This window comes from Xenorhabdus sp. XBWT, assembly GCF_059072735.1.
The window spans coordinates 2,018,683-2,036,841 of record NZ_CM180990.1; the positions used below are offsets into that span (position 1 = coordinate 2,018,683).

Below are 18,159 nucleotides of genomic sequence, written 5' to 3' on the forward strand. Positions count from 1 at the left end.
AATAAATCAAAAAACGGAGTTGCACTTTATTCAGGTGAATATTTTGTATTCAGATGAATGTGTTAGTTATTCAGATGATTGTTTTGGTTATTCAGATGACGGCCTTGGGTGCAAATGCCAATGCTCTTCTGAACCAAGATGATTTTTCCAAAGGGATTGATAAAGGGAACAACGCATCAGTAATTCGTCATGAGTCCCGCTATCACAAAGGGTTCCATGATCCATGACCAATATTTGATCGGCGCGGGTTATCGTGCTCAGCCGATGAGCGATAACAAAGACGGTTTTGTTCTGGGTAAGAGAATCAAAGGCTTCTTGTATCAGCCGTTCATTTTCGGGGTCCAGTGAAGCCGTTGCTTCATCCAGAAATAACACGGGAGATTGTTTTAAAATCGCACGGGCAATGGCAAGACGCTGGCGTTCACCGCCGGATAATGTACCGCCATCCACACCTAACGGGGTGTCGTATCCTTGTGGCAGGGCCATAATTGTGTCATGAATATTGGCCAGGCGGGCAGCCTGTTCCAGTTCCGGCTGAGTTGCGTTTGCATCTCCCAAACGAAGATTATTGGCGACAGTATCCTGAAATAGGGCAGTTTCCTGAAACACCATGGTGACAGTGTCGTACAGCGCCTGAGTCTGGTAATGATGGACAGGGTTTCCACCCAGACGAATTTCACCTTTGTCCAGTTGGTAGAAAGAGAGTAATAAATAAGCCAGCGTAGATTTACCACTGCCGCTAGGTCCGACAATGGCGGTCATGCTGCCTTGTGGCGCATGGAATGAAACGTTCTGGATAGCGGGTTGGTTAGTACCCGGATAGCTGAATGTGATGTTGTTAACTTCAACATCGTATTTAGCAGGGGTGGCTAATGATCCGGATACTTGCGTTTCAACCGCTTCTATTTCTGCAATATGCGTTTCACCCAATTGTGTCAATGCAGTCACATTGATCAGAGGAATGATCCCGCGCAAAGGGGTAATAGTGGCAAACAGGAGCAGGATGGTGATAAGCATTTCAGAAAGCGTGAGTGCTTCTGGGGAATGAAAGCGCAGGGCGCCAGCCAGTATGCCCACAACAACGCTGGTATCAATAACGATGTAGAACAGACTCAATAGCGGTATGCTTCTGAATACTCCCCGGCGGAAGGCGACACGCAATTGTTCGATTTCTTGATCAAAACGTTGTTCTACCGTCGTGGTCGCTGATGCTGCGCGGATAAAGGCCATGCCCTGGGCATATTCTACAATTGCTTCAGATACGCCAGCCATCATAGCCGCCCGTCGGCGCAATATTTTATTGAGTCTTTGACGGATAGCGCCCAGAATGAGTAATCCAACCATCAAGACCAACAGCGCACTGCCAGCAACCACCCAATCAAACCAGAATAAGGCCAGATAAATAAGTGTGAGCATCATAACCTGACAAAGGATTTGGGGTGTGGTATAGGCTGACTGATTTTCCTGCCACTGCACATCCTCAGACAATGTCAGTGCGATTTTTCCGGCACTTAATCCCCGGATTGTGGCGACCGACATACTCACAAGCCGTTTTAGCAAGGAGCGGCGGATCTCTATGCCCAATCCATAAGCGGCAATGGTGAGTTTACGCAGTGCACGGGACATGAAAGCGAACCGCAATACCAACAGAACAACCAATAGCGCCAGAGTGACAAGCGGTAGCATACCGTTGCCACTTTCTTTCATATGAGTGTCTTCCAGATGAGTGATAGCCCAGGCTGCGATGGCAAGTTGAGCAATAATCGCAATGGTATCAAGCTGCTTATATAATACGCCCATGAACCAGACCCGTTGCAGCTTCGGGGACAGATGTTGCTGGAGACGATTAAATAACCCCATGTTAATTTACTCCTGTTCCGGTATTTTCTCCCCGCCATGCCGCCCACTGTTTGGCATATGCGCCTTGTTGTGCACTCAGCTCATCGTGGGTTCCTTGTTCAATGATTTCCCCTTTATCCAGAACCACTATTTGATCAAGATGGCGGATGGTTGGCAGGCGATGGGCAATGACAATCACTGTTTTATTGTGGCCCGTTTGGGTATGGCATAGTGCATTGAGGGCTTGTTGCATCTCTTTCTCACATTCCGGATCGGCATAGGCTGTTGCTTCATCCAAAACAAGAATTGGCGCGTTTTTCAGAATAGCAGCGGCAACGGCGATACGCTGTTTTTCGCCTACCGACAAGCTGATACCGTTGTTGAGTCGCGTGTTGTAGCCCTGCGGCAACTGTTGGATAAATTGATGTGCCTGTGCGGCGGCGGCGGCGGCTTCAACTTCAGCCTGTGACGCATCAGGACGGGCTAACCGTATGTTATTGGCTACCGTATCGTTGAACAGAAAGACCCGTTGGAAAACAAAAGAGATATTGTTACGCAGGGTGGGTTCATCCATATTGCGGATATCAACACCACCGACAGTAATTTTGCCCTGCTGCGGGTCCCACAAACGCGCGATCAGGCTGGCGACAGTAGATTTACCCGAACCACTGGCTCCTACCAGAGCCAGTGAGCTTCCGGCGGGTACGGAGAACGAGATATTATTTAATGCATTATCCTGTTCATCTTGGTAAGAGAAGCTGACATTATGCAAAATCACACTGTGATCGGCAGGGGTTTGGCTCTGGACGCAGGGCGCCAGTTCAGGTTGATTCATTAACCAGTGGTAACGTGTGATTAATGCCTCTTGTTGTTGCAAACGGGTCATTACAGCAAACATGGAGGAGGCAATATTGCCGAATGCCATGGCAGCCAGAATAAAGAAGGTAAATTCAAATACAGCGATTTCCTGTCGGTTAAATAACCAGACCGCTAACGGAAGTACAAACAGCAGATTGGCACTGGCCAGCACGAAAAATCGACTGGATTTGACCTGCACTTTTTCAACCCAAATATCAATAATACGCATCAGGGCAGTAAATGCTTCTTCGGCACGTTGTAGCGCAATATTGCCGCCTGAATAGGTTTTTACCACGGGGATTGCATTAATAACTTCCCCCATCGTCGAAGCAATGCGGTTTTGAGCTGCATAAAAACGCTGAGTTGTGGCCTGAACTTTCATCTGAATATAGATGAATAACAGACAAGCGCCCAGAGTTGGGGCGAATGCAGCCAGTGCCAGCCGCCAGTCAATAGCCAGCATGACACTCAATGCGATAAGTGGGCCGAACAGAGTTGCTGACATTTCTGGGATGATGTGAGCAATACCATCTTCAAGCTGCTCGACATCATCTAACATCATCTTTTTGATTTCGGTACTGTCGGTCTGCACGAAGAAGCCCAGGGGAACGGACTTCAATTTATTACTAATGTTGCGACGAACATCAGCCTGGACGTCGGCAGCGATCAGATGAGAAACAAACGTTGAACCACTGAAAGTCAGCATAGCGGCGAAAGTGGAGCCTAATAACATGACGCCGTAACTCAGTAGTGTGGCATATTGCCCGTCATGGATGGACTGAGTAATCAGACCGGCAACCGCAGCCGGCAGAATTTGCAGGCCCGCAGAAACAATGGCAAGCGCAATCGCAAAGTAACTCAGGGCGCGGTATGGGCGCATCATATTCCACAATGCCTTAAGGACACCGGCATCAGCGGCACGTTGCTCCGGCGAATTCTGGGCAGAAGAGTCGTTACTGGGCATAGGTGTTTTCCTTTTGGAAAGCGTGGTGTTTGCGTAATGTCCAGAACAGGCCAATGAGGGTGAAGAGAGATGCGAGGGCGAAAAGGGAAGCATAGCCAAATTTGGTAACAATCAGCCCGCCGAGCATTGAACAGATGATGGCAACACACATATCGGCGGATTGCATCAACGCAAAATCTACACCGGATTGGGCGCCTGCCGCCAAGGACATCATTTGGGTGTATAAGGCAACAAATTTAGCCGCAGTGATTAACATGATGGAGACGTATGCTGCTGAAAGCAGGGATACGGAAGATTCTGGTTGTTGGGCAAGCCAGAAAATCCCCAACAGCACCGTGCACTCAACCAGCATAAGACCCAATAATGTCTGAATGGCACCTAATTTACGTACAAGGATACCGCCAAACAGGACCCCGGATAATCCGGCTAATGCACCACCGCTGGCGGCAATAATGCCAAGCTGAGTTAAATCTACTCCATGATCGACCAAAAACGGGGAGAACATACCGAGTGACAGGCGTGTACTGGTCATACACAACAGTATTAAAACCAATGCCTGTTTAACCGGAGTACGGCGTAATGCATTCTTGAGGGATGGAGGAGAGACCGCCTTTGAAACGTCCGCTTCTTTCTTTCCCTGCGTTTTACGGATGAACAAGATAGGCAGAGACAGCAGGAGAACCATGATGGCTAATGCGACCGTACCAATGTGCCAGCCATACAGTGAGGTAAGATATAAGAACAGACCGCTGCCGACAATAGTGCCCAGATAGCCGCCCCCAACCTGCATGACATTACCCCAGGGACGCTGCTGCGGTGGCAATCGGTCGATGGCATGACCATCTGTGGTGGTATCGACTATGGTCAGGCAAAGTGTAATCAGAAACAGGGCCGCGAGGATCAGCGGCATATGTTCGGCAGGTGTAGCCAATGACATTAAGCAAAAAAGAAGAAAAATTAAAAAATTACCGCATAACATGAGGCGGCGGGAGGAGGCATCCTCCGATCCTGATTTACGATAACGCTCTACAATCGGCGCCCAAAGGAATTTGCATGCCCAGGGCAACATCAACAGATAAAGTAACCCGATCTTATCCGGAGTAACGCCGTGGCTGCGCAGAAATGCGGGCATGCTCTGTAGCGTTAACATGCCAATGGTACTTTGGATGGTGTAAACACCAGCCAAAGTCAGAAGCAGTAACGAGATATGACGAGAGTTTGAAATATTATGCGTCACAGTGCAATGCTCACATCCAGCCCAACATTCAAGCCCTTACTCAACATATTGAGCGTCTGGCCTTTCTCGAAACTAGAAACACGGTACTTTTTATTGCTCAGGTTTTCGCCATAAAGTTTAATGTTGACACCATGAGCCATCTCTAAATTCAATGAAGCGTCATAGAGAGTATATGCACCTTGTTCAAGGGTATTCGTTTCATTAAAGTAGCTTTTCGAATAGTGGCGGGCACCCATATTTACATAGAGATTTCCCGGTAAGAATGTCTGATTGATAAGATAATCAACACTTGCATTGAGCATGATATCGGGTGCATAAGGCAGACGTTTGCCGTTATAACTGACGCCAGTTGTAGTATCGGTCGCATTTGTAAAACTTGATTTACCCGCACTACCGCCAAGAGAGAACCGGAGTCCTTGCATTGGCTTAATTTGGCTACTCAGCTCAATACCTTTACTGTCTGCTTTTCCGGCGTTCCGAATGGACTGCATACCAATTATCGGGCCAACATAAATCTGTTTATCTTTGGAATGAATGTAATAAACAGCACTGCTTAATGTCATTGCGTCATTAAAGAACGATGTATGCCAACCAAATTCATAATTGTTTGAGGTTTCAGTATCGTAAGGTTTTCTATCACTGGCGTAGGAAACAATGTTATTGAATCCACCGGGTTTATAACCTTTGGTGGCAGAGACATAGAAGCGGGTTTCAGGTGTGAATTGCCAGCCCAAAGCCGCTTTAGGTGTAAACTCATTATTGGAAACTTGATTATCAAAGGCGCTGATTGGCATCGTGCCAGAACGGCCTGAGTAGGCTATCTGTGATTTTTCATGTGACAAACGCCCGCCAAGGGTTAGATCCCATTGAGCAGCAACCGGTAATTTAACCTCACCAAACAGCGCCAGTGATTTTGTTTTAATTGTATTCAGGGAATCACTGTAGTAAACAGGATAAGCACCAACCAGATGTTTATTGCTTTCATCTGAGAACCAGCCGCCGAGAACACTGGATATTCCATTTGAGTAGTCAGAATTTAAACGCAGCTCTTGGGTTGTTGCGTGGTGATTCTCTTTCCATTTACCTCCGATGAAGTTACGGAAAATAGTGCGATCCTGATAGGACGTTACGCTGGTTAATGCAGTGTTGCTGAAATCATATTCAGCTTTGAGTGCATAACTGTTAACGCGTCGTATCAGATCAGGGACATCTCCATGGTATTCTTTCCGGCGAAATTGTTCGTCGGTCAAATAAAGTTCTTCATGTGAATTGAGGTCTTCATGAGCAAAGCTGAGTTCAGCGCTGAAAGGAGAGTCTTCCGGCGCAAATGTCAGTTGTCCTTTACCCAGCCAGGTTTTGCTGGAATCAATGTTTTTGTCACCGCGGCTCGGGACATCAATTTGTCCGGGTTCTTTTACCCAGCGCAGACTCGTACTGCCATAAAGTATGCCTTCGATAAGAGGCGTTGATCCGCTGAAAGACCCGCCTTGCTTCAGCTTAGAATAATTACCGGAAAGGTTAAGCCAAGGACCTTCTTTTGGAGAGCGGGTGATAATGTTGATAACACCTGCCTGAGCGTTTCCGCCGTATAAGGTGCCTTGAGGACCACGTAATAATTCTACGCGTTCTACATTGATTAATTCTTGTGTCAGGAATTGATGGTCTTGAGGAACACCATCAACATAAATCCGGATAGAAGGGGAATAATAATCGGGTGAGCTGATCCCTCTGATTGTGGTTGCTGAATAGGTTCGGTTGCCACGAGAGCGAATTTGTAATCCCGGAAAAGCACGTTCAAGATCCTGTACTTGGGTAATACCCGCCTGCTCAAGCTCTTCGCCGGTTTTAACTAAAATGCTGCCGTTAATTTTAGTTAAGGCTTCTTCCCGTTTATTCGCCGTCACAATCAAAATGTCATCTGTGGTTTCAGGAACATGTTCCGCCCAAGCTATAGGTGAAATCAGGCAACATAAGACAGATGCTTTAGCATATCTTTTTTTCATATAAATACTCTTTGGTGCTCTTTCAAAGATTGTTTTACAGGGAGTAAAACAAAAACCGAAAAGAAGACTAGCGAGGCCCAAAAAGAATAACTAACGGGATAGGAACAAAAGTAGCGAGATGCGCACTATTGATAATGATTATCACTAATGATAAATTGCGTGATATTCACATTATTCATATATATATAAAATAAAAGAATAATATTCATAATATGCTGTTTTTGCCGTGGAACTGGTTTGTAAGTCGTGTCTGAAGTTAATTTTACAGGGGATCTGATGAAAACGATTTATAGTGAGAAATTGGGAATTTTCACTACTGGCCATGATAGTTGCATGAATTCACATGTAGATGAAAATAAAATGAATTTTCCTTTTCTAATTGAGGAGTTATCAGACGGAATTCATATAAACCGGGTTCGTTTCGAACTCAGCAAAGAATTCACTGAATATTGTGAAGGGCCGCCAACTGTATCGATTGCTTTTATTCTGAGCGGAAAGGGGAAAATGGCGATTGAAAATGGCGATGTTTTAGATATTAGTCCGGGAACAATGATATTTTTTTATTCTCCTAAAATAACGCGTGGCATGAATTTATTCGGCAGTGGAGCATGGCATATTCTTGATATCCGTTTTTCTCTGAACGAAATTAAGTCTCAGGAGCTGCCATCGTTTAACAAGTTAACAGCAGGTTTTGAAAAAAATGCGAGCTATAATGATGTCCTGATGATGGCCCGTCCTATCTATCCGCCATTTATGCAGATAGTCAATCAAATAGAAGAATGTCAATTAAATGGCAGTGTCAGAAAGATTTATTTAAAGGCAAAGTCGTTAGAAATACTCGCCTGTGTGGCTGCCCAAATTTATGATTACCAATATAATGCAATCAATGGATTGCAGCGTCGGGCTGTTTACAATGCGATAAAAATAATTAATAGCGACTATCATTACCCTTGGACAATAAAAACATTATCAAAAGCGGTGGGGTTGAATGAACGGAAATTAAAAGAGGGATTCCGTGCGGTTGTTTTTCGTACTTTTCATCAATATCTGGAAAATGTTCGTATGACTACGGCAGAAGATTTGTTGAAAAAAGGGATGAGTGTCATTGAGGTTGCTGTTGCAGTAGGCTATTCCAGCCCAAGTCACTTTTCTAAACGCTTCCGGCAACATTATTTGATCAATCCTAAAGCATGGCAAGTGAAATATGCCATGAATCATACACTCAGGACAGAATCGATTGCAGCAGAAAGTCAGTAGAAACTTTTAACGTGCTATCTATCCAGTGCCCCCTGCCATGCAGGCGGCACTATTCTGAATATCTATTTTTTCTTCCGGACAATCTGGCTTACCAGCACTAAGATGCCAATCAGAAAATAGGCAATGAAAACCCCAACCAACCATTGCGGCATATCCAGTGTTAAAAATTCCCACTGTTTTATTGAACAATCCCCGTATGCATTAAACACCGAAGGCAGCCAGCTGTTTAATGGCAACCAAGACGGGAAACTGACAAAAAATTCACAGGTATTAAACGGAGAAGGATATAATTGCATCATGGTGTGATCCCAGGCAAGCCGCAATCCTTGCCATGCGCTGTAAATCCACAGCAGGATTGCCAGCCAGCGCAGAGGGGTTTTAGGTGCGATTGCGCCCAGCAATGCCGCCCCTAAAATACCGAACAGCGCAACCCGCTCATAAATACACATCACACAAGGTTGCAACAACATCACATGTTGAAAATAAAGCGCCGTTGCTTCTAGGATAAGAACTGTCAACGCCATTAATAGCCAAATACCTCGCCCTTGAGAGCTTTGTTTTAAAAATTGAAACATTTTTTCTTTCCATTTTTCAAGATAGGTGATTGGCTTATTGTGCCGTTTCGCTGAGCATAAAAAAATAAAATTAAAATAAACCGGGCTATTCTTCAGGGAATAAATGAATAAAAAAGCCGGATGGTGTTGTTTTATATACTATCCGGCAGGGCGTAACTTTAAGTTTGGTCAATCAGTAAAGCGGGGTGATCAAACCGAGTTGGGTGAGATATTCAGTGGCAGGGACAAGCCAGAACTCGACGCACAGCAGACCCACTAACGTCATCACAATGGTATAAGGCAATGCCATCATCATCATCCGACCATAAGAGAGACGAATCAACGGAGAGAGGGCAGAGGTCAGCAGGAACAGAAACGCGGCTTGTCCGTTTGGTGTTGCCACGGATGGTAAGTTGGTACCGGTATTGATGGCAACGGCTAAATATTCATACTGTTGCTGCGAAATCAGACCACTTTTCAGGGCAGTCAGGGCTTCATTAATGTAAACCGTACCGACAAAGACGTTATCAGAAACCGCAGAAAGCAGCCCATTGAATAGATAGAATAAAGAAAGCTGTGAAGCGGGCGACGATTGCAGAACAAACTGAATCAATGGTGTAAACAATTGTTGATCAATAATGACGGCAACTACGGAAAAAAATACTGTTAATAATGCGGTAAACGGCAGGGCTTCTTCGAACGCTTTACCCAGTGCGTGTTCTTCATTAATACCACAAAATGCAGTTGCCAGAACAATCACTGACAGGCCAATCAAACCGACTTCAGCTAAATGGAAGGCCAGTGCGACGATCAGCCAAATACCGATCAATGCCTGAACAACAAGTTGGGCTTTCTCTTGGCGGGTACGTTTTTCACTGGCTTTTTTGTCGTAGTCTTCTAAAACAGAACGAACGCGTTCAGGCAATTCAGCACCGTATCCAAACAATTTAAAGTGTTCAACCAACAAACAAACCACCAGACCACAAAGAAATACTGGAATGGTCACGGGTGACATACGGATAAAGAAAGTGAAAAAATCCCAACCAACGTGTTTAGCGATTATTAGATTTTGTGGTTCACCTATCATGGTCATTACACCGCCCAACGCGGTACCAACACCTGCATGCATCATCAGGCTACGCAGGAATGCGCGGAACTGTTCCAGCGTCTGTTTTTTATCTTCGCTATCAATGAATTTATCATCACCCAGTTCAAAATTGCCATTTTGGGAAAGGAATTGGTGATAGATAGCGTAAAACCCGACTGAAACACTGATAACGACGGCAATGACCGTCAGAGCATCAAGGAAAGCGGATAGGAAAGCACTTGCCAGACAGAATGCCAGTGCCAGCATTTTTTTGGAGCGAATGTTCAACAGTAGCTTCGTGAAAACAAACAGTAGCAGTTGTTTCATGAAGTAAATGCCTGCAACCATGAATATCAGCAATAAAATAACTTCCAGATTGTTGCTGATTTCATGGCTTATTTGTTTTGGCGAAGTCATGCCGATGATAACCGCTTCAATAGCAAGTAATCCGCCGGGTTGCAAAGGATAGCACTTTAATGCCATTGCTAATGTGAAGATAAATTCAACAACTAGCATCCAGCCAGCAACAAAGGGGCTGACAAAAAAGTAGACCAGTGGATTAATGATAAGAAAGACGATGATCGCCAGTTTGTACCAATCCGGCGAATTGCCGAGAAAGTTTTTCACCACTGCACGTCGAATACTGATTTCCATTATTATTAATATTCCTCTTTGTGGGTATGTGGAACAAATCTAAACAGCCATAACTAAATATATTGATATATACCTGTCGTCTTTCAAGTTGCAGCTTTGTTGGCTGCGCTCACTCACCCCAGTCACATAGTTATCTATGCTCTAGGGGATTCGTTCCTTGCCGTCGCGCTGCATCTTGAAATCCAATGGGTATAGTAAGTTCAACAAGATATCAATTTAAGGGTATTAGCACATGATTGATCCATGAATGATTGCATTTTTTATGAACCCTTTCACTCTTTCGTGGTTTATTCATCAGGTAACTATGTCGAACAAGCACATTCTGGTATGATCAGTAGCTATTATTAGCCAGGAAAACTGCTTTGGAATAATTAAAATTATGGTAATTAAGGCTCAAAGTCCTGCGAGTTTCGCGGAAGAGTATATCATTGAAAGTATTTGGAATAATCGCTTTCCACCCGGTTCCATCCTGCCAGCAGAACGTGAATTATCTGAATTGATCGGTGTCACCCGTACGACTTTGCGTGAAGTGTTGCAGCGCCTTGCCCGTGATGGCTGGTTAACTATTCAGCATGGAAAACCAACAAAGGTAAATAACTTCTGGGAAACATCCGGTCTTAATATTCTGGAGACATTGGCGCGCCTTGACCATGATCGCGTTCCCCAGTTAATTGATAACCTATTGGCAGTACGTACCAATATTGCAGCTATCTTTATTCGTACTGCGTTCAGGAATAATCCTGAAAAATCATTGGAAGTTTTGGCGGAAAAGGAAAATGTGGAGGATACTGCGGAGTCTTTCAGCTCTGTGGATTATGATATTTTCCGTGGTTTGGCTTTTGCTTCAGGAAATCCAATTTATGGTTTGATTATCAATGGGTTGAAGGGGTTATACACCCGCGTTGGTCGTTATTACTTCTCAAGCCCTGAAGCACGTCATCTGGCATTGACTTTTTACCAGCAGTTGAGTTCACTGTGCCGGGAAAAATCTTATGACAACATCATGGATTGTGTGCGTAATTATGGCAAAGAGAGCGGGCTTATCTGGCACGGTATGCAGAGTGCTATGATCAATGACTTAACCGAAGCACGCCTCGGCTGATTGCACTCTTTATTTTTTTATTTGTGGTGTTGTTGATTGCGCTTTTTCCCTTGCTGCATAGTTAACTGTGTAGCAGGGTTTTATGTTTTATCTTTTCTTTGAAAATCCTTGAAGTCTGTTTCGTTCCCGGAAACAAGCATCTGTACCATTACAACATCAATAAAGTGCAGAGATTGGGTGACAAAACCATTATAATTAATTTTTTAACTTACTTAATCAGTTTGATGTGTGAATTAAAACATGATGAAGTCAGAAGAATTTTACTGTTTCATTGATGATTTTTATTAAAACTGATTCTTTTTAGATATCAATGATGAATTAAAAACAGGCTAAATTAACTTCATTTTCCTTAAATTACTCCATGCCATTATATAAGTTCCTGTGTTTATATTACTATTCTTATCAAGAACTAATCGTCAGTTGGTTTTCCTCAGTTAAGTCAAGAAAAAACAGTATCCTTCGCTGAGGATGTGATAACTATTTTGAATGATGCAAATTTAAATTTAGCACTACTATTTAATAAGAAACAAATAAGTTCTGTTAAATAAATTCTCAAAAATAGTGTGACATTACTTTAAACCTTATTTAATGAGATAAAGAATGAGTTAAAATTCATCATCTGATATAAAAATTCCTGAGGAGATTATTCATGTCATCCTACATAAGGAAAATGATCTGTTTTTTTATTTTTTTCTATGTGTTATTGATACCTTCTACAATAATTAACGCGCTAGCAGAAAATAATATAAAACCTGACATATTGTATGGTCATTTAAAAAAAACTGATGATACTTCAGAACTTGTCACGTCACATATCATTGGCAGCAGTGTCAAAACTGTAAGTCATATTTTATCTTCTTCACCTTCAGAACTTGCAAAACAAGCAACATCTTATGCTTTGGGGAAATTTAATGGTTCCTTATCTTCAGAGGCTCAAAAATGGTTATCGCAGTTTGGTACTGCCAGAATAAACTTTGGGTTAAATAGAGAATTTACACTGAAAAATAATTCCCTCGATATACTAATGCCTCTTTATGATAACAAGACCGATTGGCTGTTTTTTTCCCAATTGGGTTATCGCAACAGAGATAGCCGGAATACGATTAATCTGGGTTTAGGTAGCCGCTATTTTTATCAGAACTGGATGTATGGATTAAATACTTTTTATGATCATGACCTTACTGGAAAAAATCAGCGTTTGGGATTGGGGGGAGAAATCTGGGGGGATTATATTAAACTCTCCGCTAATACCTATTACCGTTTAAATGATTGGCAAAAATCACGAAACTTTCAAGATCATCACGAACGTCCTGCCAATGGTTATGACATTAATGGGGAATTTTTCTTGCCTGCTTATCCGAGTCTGGGGATGAAACTGACATATGAGAAATATTTTGGTGATAACGTAGCTTTATTTAATCGTGATACCAAGCAGAAAAACCCCAGCTTGGCTACATTTGGTTTGACTTATACTCCGGTACCATTATTTACAATGGGGGTGGATTATAAACAAGGAGAAAGTGGTCATACTGAAACACAGTTTTTGGCAAACTTAAATTACAAATTTGGAGTGCCTATTAGTACTCAACTATTACCGGCTAATATGGCTTCGATGCGGACATTGGCAGGTAGCCGTTACGATTTGGTGGAAAGAAATAATCATATTATTTTGGATCACCAAAAAATAAAAAAGGAAGAATTGATATCATTGGAACCTATTATCGGATACGGGCATCAAGATATAACAGTCAATGTACCCGTTCCCCCGGGTTCTGATATTAAACAAATTCGTTGGGATGTCACGGATAAAGCATTTCAGAATAATCGGGGTAAACTTTCTTCTGATTCAGGTAAAAGCAATATCATTACTCTCCCCAGCTATCAAGAAACGCATGAAAATGCTTACATGCTCGATATATTGCTGACAGATAGTCAGGGAAAAGAACAACTCGTTCAGGTTCCCATGAAAGTTTTGCCTTTTATGATAGATGGAAAAGTGAAGATTATTCCCCCTGAATCGCCACAATCAACAGGCAATAAAGAAAATGGGTATACCTTTGATTCACCTGTTATTACTTATAAGGGTTCACCATCAGGAAAAACGGTAAATAATGCCCGAATTGATAAAGTCACCTGGACAACGGAACCTGCTTTAGATAGTGATTCTGGTTTGGCGTTTATATGGAATAATCAATCCGCCAAAACAAATGAAAAGGGACAATTAACCGATGAAAAAGGGCAATTAATACCTAACATTTTATACAGCCAAAAACCGTATAACAACGTAGATGTTTATATGCAGCTGGATGGTGCTCCACGGCAAAAAATAGGTTCAGTGATGTTTAGCAAGAATAAGAATAAATCTCACGAATACCAGGTTAAAAATATCGTAGTGGATAATAATGGCCCGCTTATTGCCAACAGTAAAAATACTTATACCTATACGGCCTATATCGTCGACGGGAATGGCAAAGCGGCACCCGAAGGCCAGAAGATTACCAACATTCACTGGGATAAGAATAGTGATACCGCAGGGCTTACATTCACCTTCAAAAATGGTGAGGACAGCACAGGGCCTGACGGCACACTGACAGCTACACTGAGCAGTACGGCGGTTGTCGATGATGTCGTGGTTTCTCTTTCTGTAGAAGAACAGAAAACTCCCGTTTCAGCCAAGTCTGTCGCGTTTATTGCAGATAAATCAAGTTACCACATTGATGGTGGCCTGACTGTTAGCCCTGAAGGTCCTTTAACTGTGGGTGATGGAAAATCTTATACCTTTAAAGCGACTATTGTTGATCGTGAAAATAAGCGGGTAATCGGTCAACCAATTGATGGTGTTATTTGGAAAGCCAAAGATGACAAAGGGCAAGATGTTACATTAACCACACAAACAACGAAGACGAATGAAAAAGGAGAATTGATCGCAACACTGGATAGCAAAGTTCCATTAAATGGGGTGAAAGTTTCACTGGCTATTGAGAACCATGCTGCGGTTACAGCAGACCCGGTTTCGATTAAATCTGAAAATATTGATGTGACATGTAAGGCTAATGGTGAACTTCCTGTATTGGTTGATGAAAGTTATAGATGTACGGCAAAAGTGACTGATGCGGTTGGTCAAGGAATCCCGGGAAAGACAGTGAATTGGATGGTTAAAGACCATTCAGATTTTAAACCGGCACCCCCTTCAGATAAAACCAATGAGCATGGGGAAGTGATGGCAACATTAACGAGTAACATAGCTGTTTCAGATATTGTCGTTACGGCTTCTGTTGAGGGTCAGCCCGATCAAGGAGAATCAAAGGGACAAATTAATTTTATCTGGCCGGAAATTACCATCAATACATCACCAAAAGATCATGATGTTACTGTCGGTAGGCAAGAAAAATATTCCCTCATTGCAACCGTATGGCGTAAGAAAAATGAAACCGCATATAAAGGACAGGATATTAAATTCAAGTGGACTAAACCGCAACTTAGCGATGGTACAGATACACCGGATGTTATTTTATCACCATCACCGGATACTCTACAGTTTGTGAATCCCAATGATGGTACGTTGAAAGCGAATCTTACTGGCAGTAAGGCACAGCAGGTGAAAGCTTGCCTTGATATTGATGGCAGAACGCCCGCCTCGCCGGCGTGTTCAGTGTTGATGAATTTTATTGAACCACCGCCATAGTTTAAGATTGCCAGTGTTGAAGTGACCAATTTTGATAAAAATAAGCCGTTGCAAGGTGATGGAATATCCGAGTATGAATACAGGGCATTGATTGTGACAAAAGACAAGGAAGAAGCCATTCCTGGCTACACGTTCAAAGATGTGAAGTGGAAGCACTATCATGACCAGATTGAACCCGCAAAATTTCCTCAGCCTGAAGCTTATTCCCCTACCAATGAGGACAAATTTAAAACAGATGAGAAAGGATACTTATATGCAAAATTAAAGAGCCGTGTGGGGGTTAAAAATGTCAAGGTAACATTAAAAATACCTGAACCAGATGGTACTGAGGCGAAACTTGATGCAGATAAACAAGTGGCATTTAATCCTATTGTGCAATCTGCGGTGTTATATGTCTATAATGCTGATAAAAGCGAAAGTAGATACTTTGATAATACGAATGGTAAACGCCACCCGCATACTATTTTCGACACTTTACGGGGAGAATTAAGAGAATCCAGGAGTTCTGGTTCTTTCAACCAAGATGAAATTACTTATGGAATGCTTGATGTTGACTCACCACTATATAAAGATGAAATGTTATCATTTGGTACAGGAAGTGGTCCTATACTATTTCAAGCACCGGGTTCTGCCACAATAACTGCAACAATAAACAAAGAAAGTGGAGAAATACAATTTTATCAATATAAAATATCTGCTGTCAAAATGACAAAAATAAGTTCTAGCAGTAATGGGTATACAAATATAACTGATAATATTGACTGTAAAAGAGAATCTTTCCTAACTGGAATGTATAATGATCTATATTCAGATAAGGAAGCTTCTAATCCGACAGACATTTATGCTCTGCATAATGAATTTGGTAATTTATATAATTGGGGAGTGTTTAGTGGCTATCCTGAGATGGATAAAAACAAAGTCACTATTGTAGTAAAAAATACTAATCTTAATAATAGTGATGAGTTTAGAATTTATGATTCTAAAAATAATGTTTTCGATGATTATTCAGAGGGAATCGTTTTATGTTACTTAGCTTATGGAAAAAATAATTAATGAGACGTAAATGAACTATATAAGTAAGAATATATAACATTTTACAATGATAAAAAGTTATCAGTTGATAACTTTTTATCATTGGTTTTTTTGTTTCCGTGCCTTTATTCTAAAAATAACAAACTAACTTCTAAGGAATAGTAACATTGAGTTGTTATTTTGTAATCTTTAAGATATTAATATTAGAAGCAATTAATACAATAAATTTATTTTAAATCAGGCAAGATAAATCAAATAATTATGACTATTATTAAAATATGAGGTGATAAAATGCCGGATAAAAATAATAAAATGGAAATTTCAATTCTAACTAATGCTGATTTAGTTATAGGTCAGTATGTTAGTTTTGTTGTGACATTAAGTTCGGATAAGCTCATTCTACCAAACAAGAATATTATCATTAAGAATAATAACAGTAATAACATAAAATTCGATGAGATGATTATTCAGCTTGTTTACGATCCTGATTCATTAACAGCTTCTGAAAAGTTGGGATTTACAGTGCTTAAGGAAGTGAGTGGTCAGCCTATAAAAGATGGCTCTCCTATTACATTTGACGTAACTACTGATGCAACTGCTGGTGGGAATGGTTTTGCACCTGTACAATTTACAGGTAAAGCGAATGAAATTGATCCAAATACATTATCATTTTTTATTGAAAAACCTTATCTACAAGTATTACCAGATGGTAATCAACCAACATATACCGCAATACATACCACTTTGAGAAATAAAAATACTCATAAAAAATTAATTGGTACACCTGTATTTATTACTTCATTAGCTGGTCATAAAATGAAAGAGTTTATTTTTAAGGATTCTAAAAATACAAATGAAATCATTCCTGAAAAAGTTGGGCCGAATGAAGGATTAAATATTGCTTCAGATAATCAAGGGGTAGTGAGATTCTATCTTTACCCTAAATTATCTCTAGTGAACATACTTGAATTAAGAACTATTATTTTGAATACTATGTATGAAGCGTTCTCTAAGAAAATCTATGTAGTTAATTACAGTGATCCTGGCTATATGAATTCTATAGGGACACCAAGTATTCTTGGCTATGATCCCAGTGGTATATCTGCAAATGGCGGCGTGTCATATTTTCTAACTTCGGTAGACATTGACGATAATGAATTGGAAAAAGGTGATATGATTTTGTTTTTCGTTAATGGCCATTATATTGACCATGCGATACCTCTTGTGGATCCACAAAGCCAGTTAGATCAGTACACGATACAACTCCCTTATTCTATTTTTATACAAAATGAGCCGTCTCAATTTTCTTATACAGTGATTAAACCTAATGGGCATGCTCTATATTCGGATTTATTACCAGTGACTTATTTAGGGGGAATCCCTTATGAACCAGATCCGAAAGTTGAAAGAGGTTATAACACTTGCATAGTTCATACTAGTCTTGGAGTGGGTTCCAATAATATCATACCATCCAGTAATTGGATCAGTCCTGATAGTGTAATGCAATACCCTGAGTATAAGCATGATGGATTATTTATTGAGATTGTACGTTCTGATACTCATAATCCCAAGGCTACAGTAAATCCAGTTCCATTAAATATAACAGATATTACCCTAATTATGTATATAAACTCGGAAAATAAAAATTTCCAGAAACTTTACACTAAACAAATTACTTTAAATGAAATCGGTGGTACAGGTGGTAATGCAAATTCAATATTCTTCAATATTCCTTATAAAGATGTTACTGATATAAGAGGGAATGGTAGTATCAGCTTTGACTATCAATTTTATCTGAACGAAAATTTACAACATAGTGTAGCTTGGAATGGGCTAATTAATACTGTTAACTAGCTATTATATTGAGAAAATAGACAGTGGGCACTT

General features: G+C 41.3%; 11 protein-coding genes. 5 read left to right on the plus strand and 6 right to left on the minus strand.

Annotated elements, in window-relative coordinates; genetic code table 11:
* Nucleotides 1–87: 87 nt before the first annotated feature.
* From AC5JQI_RS09145 to AC5JQI_RS09160, 4 genes are read right to left on the minus strand one after another with little or no spacing between them, the layout of a single operon-like run.
* Nucleotides 88–1,860: an ABC transporter ATP-binding protein gene (locus AC5JQI_RS09145; RefSeq protein WP_493914499.1), complete on the minus strand. Its 1,773-nt coding sequence runs from the start codon at nt 1,858–1,860 to the stop codon at nt 88–90.
* Nucleotide 1,861: 1 nt separating this feature from the next.
* Entirely contained in the window at nt 1,862–3,661 is a 1,800-nt protein-coding gene (locus AC5JQI_RS09150) for an ABC transporter ATP-binding protein (protein WP_493914500.1), read from the minus strand.
* Nucleotides 3,651–4,898 (minus strand): MFS transporter, encoded by a 1,248-nt coding sequence (locus AC5JQI_RS09155; RefSeq protein WP_493914501.1) that lies wholly within the window; start codon nt 4,896–4,898, stop codon nt 3,651–3,653. Before AC5JQI_RS09155 ends, AC5JQI_RS09150 begins: the two co-directional genes overlap by 11 nt.
* Nucleotides 4,895–6,901 carry a TonB-dependent receptor gene (locus tag AC5JQI_RS09160; protein ID WP_493914502.1) on the minus strand — a complete coding sequence of 669 codons (2,007 nt, stop codon included), beginning with the start codon at nt 6,899–6,901 and terminating at the stop codon, nt 4,895–4,897. The genes AC5JQI_RS09155 and AC5JQI_RS09160 overlap by 4 nt, the downstream gene beginning before the upstream one ends.
* Nucleotides 6,902–7,177: 276 nt before the next feature.
* Here AC5JQI_RS09160 and AC5JQI_RS09165 point away from each other — a divergent pair, with 276 nt between their 5' ends.
* A complete protein-coding gene (locus tag AC5JQI_RS09165; RefSeq protein WP_493914503.1) occupies nt 7,178–8,158 on the plus strand; it encodes a helix-turn-helix transcriptional regulator in 981 nt (326 codons plus the stop codon).
* A gap of 62 nt (nt 8,159–8,220) precedes the next feature.
* Here the strand turns inward: AC5JQI_RS09165 and dsbB are convergent, their stop codons facing one another.
* Together dsbB and nhaB are read right to left on the minus strand one after the other, a co-directional pair.
* Complete coding sequence (dsbB, locus tag AC5JQI_RS09170; RefSeq protein WP_323853914.1) at nt 8,221–8,733, minus strand: disulfide bond formation protein DsbB; 513 nt, start codon at nt 8,731–8,733, stop codon at nt 8,221–8,223.
* 172 nt (nt 8,734–8,905) lie between these two features.
* Entirely contained in the window at nt 8,906–10,453 is a 1,548-nt protein-coding gene (nhaB, locus tag AC5JQI_RS09175) for a sodium/proton antiporter NhaB (RefSeq protein WP_493914504.1), read from the minus strand.
* Between the two features lie 379 nt (nt 10,454–10,832).
* Here nhaB and fadR point away from each other — a divergent pair, with 379 nt between their 5' ends.
* The 4 genes from fadR (at nt 10,833) to AC5JQI_RS09195 (ending at nt 18,126) form a co-directional block, all read left to right on the plus strand.
* Nucleotides 10,833–11,555 (plus strand): fatty acid metabolism transcriptional regulator FadR, encoded by a 723-nt coding sequence (gene fadR, locus AC5JQI_RS09180; protein WP_493914505.1) that lies wholly within the window; start codon nt 10,833–10,835, stop codon nt 11,553–11,555.
* Between the two features lie 649 nt (nt 11,556–12,204).
* Nucleotides 12,205–15,240, plus strand: coding sequence for an inverse autotransporter beta domain-containing protein (locus tag AC5JQI_RS09185; protein WP_493914506.1), 3,036 nt, complete (start codon nt 12,205–12,207; stop codon nt 15,238–15,240).
* A gap of 21 nt (nt 15,241–15,261) precedes the next feature.
* Entirely contained in the window at nt 15,262–16,293 is a 1,032-nt protein-coding gene (locus AC5JQI_RS09190; RefSeq protein ID WP_493914507.1) for a hypothetical protein, read from the plus strand.
* Nucleotides 16,294–16,563: 270 nt separating this feature from the next.
* Nucleotides 16,564–18,126, plus strand: a complete 1,563-nt coding sequence (locus tag AC5JQI_RS09195; RefSeq protein ID WP_493914508.1) for an META domain-containing protein — start codon at nt 16,564–16,566, stop codon at nt 18,124–18,126.
* The last annotated feature ends 33 nt before the right edge of the window (nt 18,127–18,159 follow it).

Excerpts from the sequence above, each read along its gene's own strand:
- AC5JQI_RS09160 (WP_493914502.1), bottom strand. The coding sequence starts at position 6,901 with ATGAAAAAAAGATATGCTAAAGCATCTGTCTTATGTTGCCTGATTTCA.
- AC5JQI_RS09165 (WP_493914503.1), top strand. The coding sequence starts at position 7,178 with ATGAAAACGATTTATAGTGAGAAATTGGGAATTTTCACTACTGGCCAT.
- dsbB (WP_323853914.1), bottom strand. The coding sequence starts at position 8,733 with ATGTTTCAATTTTTAAAACAAAGCTCTCAAGGGCGAGGTATTTGGCTA.
- nhaB (WP_493914504.1), bottom strand. The coding sequence starts at position 10,453 with ATGGAAATCAGTATTCGACGTGCAGTGGTGAAAAACTTTCTCGGCAAT.
- AC5JQI_RS09185 (WP_493914506.1), top strand. The coding sequence starts at position 12,205 with ATGTCATCCTACATAAGGAAAATGATCTGTTTTTTTATTTTTTTCTAT.
- AC5JQI_RS09150 (WP_493914500.1), bottom strand. The coding sequence starts at position 3,661 with ATGCCCAGTAACGACTCTTCTGCCCAGAATTCGCCGGAGCAACGTGCC.
- AC5JQI_RS09195 (WP_493914508.1), top strand. The coding sequence starts at position 16,564 with ATGCCGGATAAAAATAATAAAATGGAAATTTCAATTCTAACTAATGCT.
- AC5JQI_RS09145 (WP_493914499.1), bottom strand. The coding sequence starts at position 1,860 with ATGGGGTTATTTAATCGTCTCCAGCAACATCTGTCCCCGAAGCTGCAA.
- fadR (WP_493914505.1), top strand. The coding sequence starts at position 10,833 with ATGGTAATTAAGGCTCAAAGTCCTGCGAGTTTCGCGGAAGAGTATATC.